Source organism: Clostridium psychrophilum (assembly GCF_018861705.1).
Classification (GTDB): domain Bacteria; phylum Bacillota; class Clostridia; order Clostridiales; family Clostridiaceae; genus Clostridium_AD; species Clostridium_AD psychrophilum.
Genome location: NZ_JAHLEC010000116.1, coordinates 1 through 10017, shown reverse-complemented (window position 1 = coordinate 10017; position 10017 = coordinate 1). Strand labels below are relative to the sequence as shown.

The 10017-nt window shown below is 27.3% G+C and carries 9 protein-coding genes, 1 rRNA gene, 1 riboswitch and 1 other annotated feature; of the genes, 4 read left to right on the top strand and 6 right to left on the bottom strand.

The window, feature by feature from the left end:
* Window positions 1-97, top strand: a 16S ribosomal RNA gene (locus KPL38_RS16375); the annotation flags it as partial.
* Window positions 98-404: 307 nt separating this feature from the next.
* On the opposite strand, the gene KPL38_RS16370 is transcribed toward KPL38_RS16375, so the two are convergent.
* A complete protein-coding gene (locus KPL38_RS16370; protein ID WP_246578004.1) occupies window positions 405-1178 on the bottom strand; it encodes a cell wall hydrolase in 774 nt (257 codons plus the stop codon).
* Window positions 1179-1196: 18 nt separating this feature from the next.
* Window positions 1197-1327: riboswitch (cyclic di-AMP (ydaO/yuaA leader) on the bottom strand.
* A gap of 237 nt (window positions 1328-1564) precedes the next feature.
* Between KPL38_RS16370 and KPL38_RS16365 the strand changes: the two genes are divergently transcribed.
* On the top strand, window positions 1565-1705 hold the full coding sequence (locus tag KPL38_RS16365) for a hypothetical protein (RefSeq protein ID WP_216290220.1): 141 nt from the start codon (window positions 1565-1567) through the stop codon (window positions 1703-1705).
* Window positions 1706-1771: 66 nt separating this feature from the next.
* Here the strand turns inward: KPL38_RS16365 and KPL38_RS16360 are convergent, their stop codons facing one another.
* From KPL38_RS16360 to KPL38_RS16340, 5 genes are all read right to left on the bottom strand, one after another.
* Window positions 1772-2284, bottom strand: a complete 513-nt coding sequence (locus KPL38_RS16360; protein WP_216290219.1) for a tryptophan transporter — start codon at window positions 2282-2284, stop codon at window positions 1772-1774.
* Window positions 2285-2414: 130 nt separating this feature from the next.
* Window positions 2415-2660 (bottom strand) — a binding site (T-box leader).
* Between the two features lie 212 nt (window positions 2661-2872).
* Entirely contained in the window at window positions 2873-3835 is a 963-nt protein-coding gene (uvsE, locus tag KPL38_RS16355; protein WP_216290218.1) for a UV DNA damage repair endonuclease UvsE, read from the bottom strand.
* Between the two features lie 538 nt (window positions 3836-4373).
* The gene (locus KPL38_RS16350; RefSeq protein WP_246578003.1) at window positions 4374-5513 is read right to left on the bottom strand and encodes a sensor histidine kinase; all 1140 of its coding nucleotides are present in this window, start codon (window positions 5511-5513) and stop codon (window positions 4374-4376) included.
* Window positions 5514-5847: 334 nt separating this feature from the next.
* The gene (locus tag KPL38_RS16345) at window positions 5848-6531 is read right to left on the bottom strand and encodes a response regulator transcription factor (protein WP_216290217.1); all 684 of its coding nucleotides are present in this window, start codon (window positions 6529-6531) and stop codon (window positions 5848-5850) included.
* Window positions 6532-6730: 199 nt separating this feature from the next.
* Complete coding sequence (locus KPL38_RS16340; protein ID WP_216290216.1) at window positions 6731-7192, bottom strand: DUF4342 domain-containing protein; 462 nt, start codon at window positions 7190-7192, stop codon at window positions 6731-6733.
* A gap of 481 nt (window positions 7193-7673) precedes the next feature.
* Here KPL38_RS16340 and KPL38_RS16335 point away from each other — a divergent pair, with 481 nt between their 5' ends.
* The gene (locus tag KPL38_RS16335; protein WP_216290215.1) at window positions 7674-8036 is read left to right on the top strand and encodes a hypothetical protein; all 363 of its coding nucleotides are present in this window, start codon (window positions 7674-7676) and stop codon (window positions 8034-8036) included.
* Between the two features lie 213 nt (window positions 8037-8249).
* Window positions 8250-9695, top strand: a complete 1446-nt coding sequence (locus KPL38_RS16330) for a DEAD/DEAH box helicase (protein ID WP_216290214.1) — start codon at window positions 8250-8252, stop codon at window positions 9693-9695.
* Window positions 9696-10017 lie beyond the last annotated feature (322 nt).

Sequence of the window (10017 nt, the reverse complement as noted above, 5' to 3'; positions counted from 1 at the left end):
AACCGTAAGGAGTCAGCGGCCGAAGGTGGGATCGGTGATTGGGGTGAAGTCGTAACAAGGTAGCCGTAGGAGAACCTGCGGCTGGATCACCTCCTTTCTAGGGAGTAGAAATATTGACTTCGGTCGATGTTAAAGAAGAATAATTAATTTTATTTTTCAAAATCTATTGTAATTAATCGTACCTATTTTCTGTTTAATTTTGAGAGACTAATGATTTAAAAGATTTAATAAGCAAATATATAAATACTTTAATAAGTGTTTATATATTTGCTTATTTTGTTTTTTGATTGTTTATATATTAAAATTTATAATAAGTACAAGAGTAGAATATTCTAATAAATAAAAACAAACTTCCACAAAAATGTGAAAGCTTGTTTTTATTTTGAATTAAATTAGAATTTTTCTTAAAAAGCAAAGGTTAGTTTGCCAATGGAAGTGGATACTGGTTTTGAAGTTAACCACTTGTTTGATACGGTATTATCATAAAAATACAAGGCCCCGTTAGTTGGGTCAGTTCCTTTTAAAGCTTCAGAGGCTGCAGAAATAGCAGCTTTGCTAGCAGCTTTATTAATCATACCATTTTTAACTGGAGTAAATTGATAGTAGCCATTGCTTTTCTCATTAATTACTCCACTAATACTATTTGCATACTGTGAACTTTGAACTCTGTTCACTACTACAGCTCCAACAGAAAGCATCGCATCGTGACCCTCACCAACTGCTTCGGCAGTTATTAACCTAGCTAGCAAATCTACGTCACTATTGGAATATTTAATAACTCCCGTAGCTTTAACTGGTGAAGACTGAGCTTTTTTAGGAGTAGCTTGTCCATTTCCTGAATTAGTTGGAATTTTAATGACATCTCCAGGATAAATAGTATCATCCCATTTATTATTTTCAGTTCTTAATTTTGCTATCGAAATACTGTGTTTTTTTCCTATAAAATATAGGGTGTCACCACTAACTACTTTGTAAGTATTAGTTGGAACATTTAGTACTTGTCCAGAATATATTTTACTGCTTGAAAGTCCATTATTTTTTATTAGAACATTCGTAGTTGTGTTGTAGGCTTTGCTAACTTTATATAAGGAATCACCTGATTTAACTTTATATGAAGCGGCATACACTGAGCTGCTACTAACTAAAGCTAAGGTTAAAGCTAACAAACTAGTTTTCAAATTTAATTTAATAATAACGAGTCCTCCTTTATAAGCCTGCGAGGTTAGTTGACGGATTCGGGTAAAAGGTACCCTACTTTAAAACAAAAGATTCACCCCAAAATTATAATCCCCCGTTCTCCATTTAGGAGATTCGGCAATACAATATATTTAGTATAACAGAAAGATAGGAATAAAACGATGGTGGAATCTAGAGCAATTTACTGAAATAGTAATATTTATTATATTCATCAAATTTATGATTATATGCGTTAAGAACCTAAAAATATAAATGTTATAAGAAAAAAATAAATTTACTTAGATACATATATTTTTTCTGCTTTTGCAAATACTATAAGATAAGAATACAATGATTTTTTGTATTGAAAAAATGAGGAGGTCTTATTTTGGAGAATGATAAGAATAGAAAAGTAACTAAAGAAAAGCAAACTGAAAACAAAAAAACTTTTATAAGTGAAGTTCAAGAATTTAAAAAGCCGGAAGGTTATGATGAAGCTTTTAAAGAATATTATCCAGAACTTAAATAAAATATATTTATTTAAGAATCAAGCTCATTAAGTGAGCTTGATTCTTAAATTTTTTTTGTACAGTTTTTAATAGTTTATAAATTTATTTCTAAGTGCTGGGTTACTCATAATAAGTCTATGCAGAAAAAATCCTATAAATGAATTGATTACAGAAGTAGGAATTACAATTGTTACAAACAATATTAAAAAAGGTGCTGGTAAACCAAAAAGAACAAGAGCTGAACTTAAAAAAATGCTTCCACTTATTAAAGTACCAATAAAATAAATACTTGTTAATTTTATTGGGGAATTAGAATTGATTTTTCTATAAATACCATATACAATTATTGAAGTTATTATCTTATCTATAATGTTGGGAATTTGACCTCCTGGAAAAGTTGTAGTTAAAGCGCATAAAATTCCAGCTACTATTCCTGTAATAAAAGTGATTTTTAGATTCCTAGTCAAAGTTATTGACAAAATCATAAAGATTAACAAAAGATCAGGTTTCATTCCAAAGAAAAAGCCTGGTGTGATTTGTTGTAATATAAGACCTATTGCAAGTAGTAAAGAGGATATTATTATTTTATTCATTTTCATAAAAAGCATCTCCTTTTAAAAATAATATATATACAGGTTTTAATATTTTTTTACAGGTAAACAAATTTCATAATAGGGGACTACACACCACCTTTACCTTAATTTTAAAGACAAAAAAAACTTCGCCCTATAATAGGGCGAAGGATATTCGCTGTGCCACCTAAATTATGCTATAAAAAAACATATTTTAATAATTCGAGTACAAAATACTCTATCCCTTTTAACGGTAGGAATCCGGTAAATACTACTCTCAAAATATGATTTCGCTTTACTTCTAGCAGGTCCATTCACTAAAGCTGTCAATACTGAGATTACACTATCCTCAGTTCTCTAAGATTGCATGGCTTTAACTACTACTCCTGATCAATGAATTTATAGTATGTCACTAAATTTTTTAGATTATATGAATTATAGCATTAAATTAATCAAAAGTAAATATTATTTCTTTTTAACCAACTATTTTATATTACATAGTTGAATGTATTATTGAATTTTAGTGAATAGAGATTAGGATAACTAAATAGTATTGCATAAAGAAAAAACTTTAACGATATAAATGTCGTTAAAGTCTTTTTTGTTATAATTATTTTATAAAAATTCTATAGTGCTGTTATCAAGCCAAAGCCAATCAGGTCTTAAAACTTTTGCTTCTTCTAAAAGTTTATTTAAAGATAACTCTGCAAGTTTTGCTTCTACCATTATGTCTAAACTTATTCCTATTGGAATACATTTTTCAATAAATTCAATAAAGGATTCTGCATCGATATAATCAGCATGTTTTTTATCCTTTTCTCCAGTTTTTGGGCTCGAAAAATGTACTTTTGGTGGTAGTGGTTGACCTTCCCAAGTTTCAAATATATCTTTCAACATAGGTTCAAGTTCGTCGCCACCGTTGTTGCAATTATTATGATGTACATCTAGTACCATAGGAACATTTATTTCTTTACATATATTTAAAACTTCTTTAGTAGTAAAGCTTTTATCGTCATTTTCAAATATCAATAAATCTGTAATTTCCTTTGGTAAATTATTGAAATTCTTAAAAAATCTTTCTGTAGCAGCAAGTTTTCCGCCTTCCTTACCTCCAATGTGTAATACTAATTTTCCTAAAGGGTAATTAAGATCTTTAAGAAGGTTTGCATGGAATTGTAGACTCTTTTTTGTAGTTTTTATTACTTCTTCTTTAGAACTATTTATAACATTAGATTCATCAGGATGAAAATCTATCCTTAATTTATTGTCATTAATATAGTGTCCAAGCCATTCAAAATCCATTTTTAATATTCTTCTAAACTCCCAGTTTGTAACTTCTGGATGAACTGCTAGTGGAATTAATGCCGAAGTTATTCTATAAAAGTGGACATCATTTTTTACTGTGTATTCCAAAATCTTATGCAAATCATTAACGTTTGATACCGCTACCTTTTGCAGTTTTTCTAGTTTATCTCTAGCTGTTGATTGTTTAGTATATGTAGAAAAAGTTACTGTGCTAGCTGAAGTTATTTTTGCTGCCTTTAAGGCCGTGGCCACGTAGCCTATTCTTATTTGCATACTATCACTCCTCATATAATATAGTTATAGTTTCTAATACATTTTAATTGTTACTTAATCATATCAAAATTGATTTTGTAAATTATATTATTTTTTAATAAGTTTAAAACTTATAGTTATCATACTACCTATAATCAAGTTAATTTAAATTATTGTAAAAGTTAGAAAATTTACTAAATAGATAAATTTATGTAAATTTTCATATACAAATGCTATAAACAATATTTTAAATACATTTTTAAAAGTCTTATTAAATAAATGCAACTTTTGAATAGATTTAAGAACAAATCCAACTTTAATGATATCACATAACTGCAGTAGATGTAAAACAATATACGCATAATTGAATAAATTTTTGTATCATATGGCAAGTTTAATAAATAAAAAGTTAAAAATATAAGTAGTTATGATTTATCATCATAAAATTTTATTATAATAAATATTATTGTGTAACTAAAACTTTATTGAATATTTATTCAATTATAAAAGAATTAGGAAAATTATTTCTTATAATCGTGTATTTTAAGTTTTTTATATGTCAATTGTTTTTTCCTATAGGGAATTTAATTATTAATTTAGTTCCAACATTCAATCTGCTTTCTACTACAATGTTGCCATGATGCATGCCTATTATCCATTTTGCAATAGATAAGCCAAGGCCATTTCCACCACTGTTTTTTGTTCTTGATTTATCACATCTATAAAATCTATTAAAGATATAGGGAAGATCTTTTTTTTGTATACCTATTCCTGAATCTATAATTTCAACAATTATTCTTTTCTCTTTTATATATCCGTTTATATTAATAGTTCCACCATTAGGGGTATACTTTATACTATTGTCGATAAAAATCCGCAGTGCTTGTTTTAACAATTTTTTATCAGCATAAATAAGAGATTTTTCATTAATAGTAGTTGAAATTTCATGGTCAGTGTCAATTAGTTTTGTTTCTTTTATAATATCATCAATTAGTATATTAACATAAAACTCTTCTTTGCAAATTTTTTGAGTATTCTTATCACTCCTCGCAAGAAAGAGAAGCTTTTCCACTAGTTCTTTCATATTTTCAGATTCATCTTTAATAGCTATTATAGATTCTGATAGGACTTTTTTATCATCTTTTCCCCAGCGATATAGCATATTTATATAACCTTGTATAACTGCAATAGGGGTTCTTAGTTCATGTGAGGCATCTGATACAAATTGATTCTGTATTTCATATGAACTCTGTATGCGGTCTAACATATCATTAAAGGTTTCTGCAAGTTGTTTTAATTCATCATGAGAATTGCTAACATCTAATCTTTTTCCTAAGGCATTAATTGAAATATCTTTTGTTGTTTCTGTCATATTAATTATTGGCAAAAGCATTTTTTTACTAGTTTTAGAGCCGATTTTTAATGTAATAATTAAAGAAAAAATATTTATTATAAAAATAATAAGTGTGAAAATACACCAATATAGATTTTCTTTTTCCAAATTTTTAGAAAATTGAAGGAAAACTGTTTTATTATTTAAGTTTATCTTAGTTGTAACAAATAAGAATTGTTGATTTATGTAATTAATAACTGGAGAATGTGAATTATCTTTATAAAAGGAAACATTTTTTTCGCTTTTTAGCGAAGTTAAAATAAGATTCTCTTTTTCATCAAAAACACTTAAGCTTATATAATTCATATTAGAAAAAATATTAATGTTAAAGTTTTGAAGTCTTTTATTTGATTTAGAATAATTGGTGGCAATGGTACTATATTTAGCGAGTTCACTCTGAACATTATTTAGTAGAAAGAGTTTAAACCCTATAATTAAACTAACACTTAATAAAAACAATATAATAGAAAAAATGAAAGTGTACACTGCAGTCATTTTGAAACTAATTGAAAATTTTAGTTGTTTATTAATTTTATGGGCTACATTTTTTACTAACTTTGGTGTGAAAGTTAGTATTACGCTTGTTATCTTGAAGCATAATCGAAAGCACTGTATTATATATTTAAAGATAAATCTTAATCTATTCATCTTTTAAAAGATATCCAACCCCTCTCACTGTATGAATGAATTTCTTGCTGAATCTATCATCTATTTTACTTCTTAAGTATCTTATGTATACGTCGACTACATTAGTATCTCCCATATATTCATAACCCCATACAATATCTATGATTTTATTTCTCGAAAGAACAATATTTTTATTTTCTATTAGATATTTAAGTAAATCAAATTCAGTTTTCGTTAGTTCTATACAATTATTTTTAAATGTAACCATATGTTGATCTAAGTCCATGGATAATTCTCCAATAGATAATATATTTAAGTTCTCCCTAAGTGCGGGTGTCTTTTTTAATGCTGTTCTTATTCTTGCGAGTAATTCTTCAATTGCAAAAGGTTTTGTCATGTAGTCATTTGCACCTATGTCAAGTCCCATAACTTTGTCCATTACTTCATCTTTTGCTGTGAGCATTATAATTGGTATGTCTGATGTTTGCCTTAGTTTTCTTAATACTTCTAAACCATTTAGATAAGGGAGCATAATATCGAGAATCACAAGGTCAAACATTTCATTAGTGGCTTTAGCTAATCCTTCACGTCCATCATGGCATTGATCAACTATATAACCCTCATATTCTAGTTCTAACTCAAGAAATCGTGCTATTTTTATTTCATCTTCAATTATCAAAATTTTTTGCTTATTCATATGTAAATATACCTCCAAAATATATTAGATTAAAATATTTTGTGTTGCTAATAATTATATAAGACAAGTATTGTTAATAACAATACTATTATTATATATTACTTTATATATAATTACAGTCAATTGGTGGTATATTTTATACCTTACATTAAAAAAACAACCTACACTTATCAGAATGTAGGTTAATGGATATTAGGTCTTATTCAGTTTTAAAATTCTTAGTAATTTTTGTAGTTACTTTATTAGCAACAACAGCCATTTTATCAAAAATTCTATTTACCTCTGAATCTTCGGAATTTTTCTTTCTAATTCTTATTTTATGGTTAGTTATCAGACAAAATATTAATAATGCAATTACTAGAGGGGGGGCTATTATGCTTATAATAATTGCAATTGTTACGCAAACATTTAAAACTACTACGTCATTCTTTTTAATGATTAATTTTGTTCCGTTCGCTTTTTTTATAATAGATTTTAGCGTTTTAAGAAAATTGTTTTTACAACAGGTATTTTCTTCTGGTTTAATCTTGTTCTGTTTTTCAAGATAAATTAAAGCTTCAATAATATTTCCACCGGTTTCCTCAAGTGCATTTTTAGCATCTCCATAGCTGACATTAGCTCTTTTTCTTAATTCATCAATTTGGTCTAAATTTATTGACATATTAATTCCTCCTTTTTTATCATCCAAACAATTTTAAGTTTCATTAATATTTGTTTAAACTCTATGCTTTTAGTATAAAATAGTGTGGTTAAATTTGTATTAGTAATAGATTAGAATTAGATTAGAGATTAAATATGCTTTAAAAGAGGTGCTAATTTCCATTAACATATACTTATACCACTGAATATATTAGTAATATAAAGTATGTAATATCTATATTATCCAAATAATAAAATTAACTAGAATATAGTTCTTATACTAAATAAAATAAACAACACTATATTTATCTAATGTTTATAACTCATTTATAAAGTCAACTGTAAATTTATAATGGAAAAATAAACAAATTAATATAGATTATAAGTACATATATCAGTATATTGTAGTGATATATGCGACCATAAAAATGATATAAAACTTATAAATAATATTAAAAAAATTTAATCCTTTTAAATTTATATGTAGAGGGGAGTTTTGTTAAATGAGTAAAGATATAAAGAGTTGTGCTGGTTCATGCGGTTCATGTGATTTATGTAGCATTATTAACGCTGATCCTGCAGATATGGAAAAAAATGGTGCTAGATTATTAACTGTAAGAATAAAAGTAAGAAATGTATGTTTTGATAAAAAAGTAGCAGTTGCATGTATTATTTATGATAGTTGTCATAGAATACTTGCTTTTAGAGGTTTTATTACAATAGTATGTAGAGATAATGAGTGCAATAAAAGTGAATGCGGTACGATTGAACGTAAAATAGTTTTTGTACTTCCTGATGACGATTTATGCGATCCACTTGAATTAGATGTTCGCACTGCAGCTAATTATATATATCCATGTGAATAAAATAATTAAATACCTAATGTGTTGGGATAATGAATATATTCATTATCCCATTTTAAAATCCATTTTATCATGTGGTAACATTAAAAAATTATTTTATATAAATATTTATAGCAGGAATTATAAGGTTATCCATGGTATAATAAAGACTTATGAGTTGAAAATTATTTAAACTATACATAAAAACCATTTATGAATTAAAGAGGGGAAGTTAAAATGAGTAACATGAAGTTTGAGGAATTTGGTATTAGTGAAGAAATATTAAAAGCAATTAAAAATTTAGGATATAAAAATCCATCGGATGTACAGGCTGCAGCCATACCTATGGCACTTAAAGGTAATGATATTATAGTGAAATCACAAACAGGAAGTGGGAAAACAGCGGTTTTTGCTATTCCCCTTTGTGAAAATGCAGATATAGAGGAAACGCAGCCACAAGCATTAGTATTGACACCGACTAGAGAATTAGCACTTCAAGTAAGTCAAGATATAACAAATATAGGAAGATATAAAAAAATTAGAGCGGTTGCTATTTTTGGTAAACAACCTATAGATACACAAAAAAAACAATTAAAGCAAAGGGTACATGTTGTAGTAGGCACACCTGGACGAACTTTAGATCATATTGCAAGAGGCAATCTTAAATTAGACAAGGTGAAATATCTTATCTTGGATGAAGCAGATGAAATGCTTAGTATGGGATTTATAGAACAAGTAGAAGAGGTAATTAAATCTGTTCCTAAAAATAGGGTAACTATGTTGTTTTCAGCTACAATTCCAGAATCAATAGAAGCAATATGCACCAAGTATATGGTTAATCCTGTTAAAGTAGAAATAAACTCTGAAAAATTAACTGTCGATAAAATTGAACAAGTATGTTATGAAGTGGAAGAGGATAAGAAATTTAGTGCACTTAAAAGAATACTTTATATTGAAAATCCAGATTCTTGCATTGTATTTTGCAGAACGAAAGAAAACGTTGATACAATAACTACCCAAATGAAAAATCGTTATTACTCATGTATTAAGATACATGGAGGTATGCTTCAAAATGATAGATTAGATGCTATGGAAAGATTTAAAAGAGGTGAATATAGATTTTTAGTTGCAACAGATGTTGCAGCCAGGGGAATAGATGTAGAAAATATAACTCATATTATAAATTATGATTTACCACTTGAAATAGGTAATTATGTTCATAGAATAGGGAGAACAGGGAGAGCTGGAAAAAAAGGAAAAGCTATAACATTTAGCACCCACCATGAAAACAAATTTCTAAAAGCTATAGAGGAGTATATAGGTATGGAGATACCTAAAGCTGAAATCCCATCAAAACAAGAGTCAGAGTTATGTAAAGATGCTTTTTATGAAAAACATGATGCTAAACCTGTTATTAAAAAAACAAAAGAGTCTAATTTTAGCAAAGATATTATGAAACTATATATTAGTGCAGGAAAAAAGAAAAAAATTAGGACTGGAGATATTGTAGGAACTATATGTAGCATCAAAGATGTTAGTTCTGATGATATAGGAATTATTAATATTCAAGATCATTTTACAAATGTTGATATTATGAATGGAAAGGGCAAACTAGTACTAGAAGCTCTTAAGAAATCAACAATAAAAGGTAAAGTTATTAGAGTTGAAAAAGCAAACAAATAGAGTCTAATTAAATTGTTTTAGCATAAATATTAGAATATAAATAAGGTAGATAGATAAATTATCCGCCTTATTTATATTTTAGAGTTTTATAAATATAATATTTCTATTAGTTAAAAAAGCAATTGTTTTTGATGCGAATAAACTAGTAGAAAAAGTTAACAATAATATAGCATAGTAAGCGATGATATAACTTTTAAGGAAAATTATTAATATATAATGATTATCCCACAAAAAGCTTGTAATTACTTCCAAACGTAGTAATTATGATATAATAATATCAAAATCAGTACGTAGAGGAGGATTACTATGTTTTGCAAAAATA

Bases quoted from the DNA above. Each gene is read 5' to 3' on its own strand.
- KPL38_RS16360 (WP_216290219.1), bottom strand. From the start codon at position 2,284: ATGAAAATGAATAAAATAATAATATCCTCTTTACTACTTGCAATAGGT.
- uvsE (WP_216290218.1), bottom strand. From the start codon at position 3,835: ATGCAAATAAGAATAGGCTACGTGGCCACGGCCTTAAAGGCAGCAAAA.
- KPL38_RS16350 (WP_246578003.1), bottom strand. From the start codon at position 5,513: ATGAATTATATAAGCTTAAGTGTTTTTGATGAAAAAGAGAATCTTATT.
- KPL38_RS16345 (WP_216290217.1), bottom strand. From the start codon at position 6,531: ATGAATAAGCAAAAAATTTTGATAATTGAAGATGAAATAAAAATAGCA.
- KPL38_RS16340 (WP_216290216.1), bottom strand. From the start codon at position 7,192: ATGTCAATAAATTTAGACCAAATTGATGAATTAAGAAAAAGAGCTAAT.
- KPL38_RS16335 (WP_216290215.1), top strand. From the start codon at position 7,674: ATGAGTAAAGATATAAAGAGTTGTGCTGGTTCATGCGGTTCATGTGAT.
- KPL38_RS16330 (WP_216290214.1), top strand. From the start codon at position 8,250: ATGAGTAACATGAAGTTTGAGGAATTTGGTATTAGTGAAGAAATATTA.